This window comes from Pseudomonas sp. SIMBA_068 (genome assembly GCF_046534705.1).
In the GTDB taxonomy this organism is placed as follows: domain Bacteria; phylum Pseudomonadota; class Gammaproteobacteria; order Pseudomonadales; family Pseudomonadaceae; genus Aquipseudomonas; species Aquipseudomonas putida.
Window position 1 is genome coordinate 1 of the sequence record NZ_JAWRYI010000092.1, and the last position, 394, is coordinate 394.

Here is a 394-nt window from a genome sequence, read left to right on the forward strand (position 1 = left end):
CCGTATCCGGCAAGGGTTCGGGTAGGGGCCAATGTGCATCGAGCGGGGTACAGCAAGCGGGTAGGGGCGTCATGGGCGGTATTTTGCTTCAGTTGGCACGCCAGTGGATAGCCCGCAACGGTTCAGGTGCGGTTCAGAGCCCGTTCAGGGGGAGTTCAGGGGCGCCTGCGTAGTCTGGCACCCATAGCCAAACGCGTAGAGGTAACCCCATGACTGCGATCAAACAGCTGCTGTTGGCCTTAACCATGCTCAGCGCCACTGCCGGAGTGCAGGCTGCGGACGGCTCCTTTGCCGCGTTCGGCGGCGAGAAAACCAAGAAGTCCGGCAACCTGATCCACCGTGTCAGTTTCGACGACGCAGGCAGCCAGGCTGCGCCGTGGGGCCAGTCGCTGGG

At 63.2% G+C, this 394-nt stretch carries 2 pseudogenes; one reads left to right on the forward strand and one right to left on the reverse strand.

The annotated features are described in order from the left end of the window. Positions 1 to 73: pseudogene (locus tag SB756_RS28310) on the reverse strand (4'-phosphopantetheinyl transferase); the annotation flags it as partial. A 136-nt stretch (positions 74 to 209) separates the two neighbouring features. Here SB756_RS28310 and SB756_RS28315 point away from each other — a divergent pair. Further along, positions 210 to 394 (forward strand): annotated as a pseudogene (locus SB756_RS28315) (hypothetical protein); the annotation flags it as partial.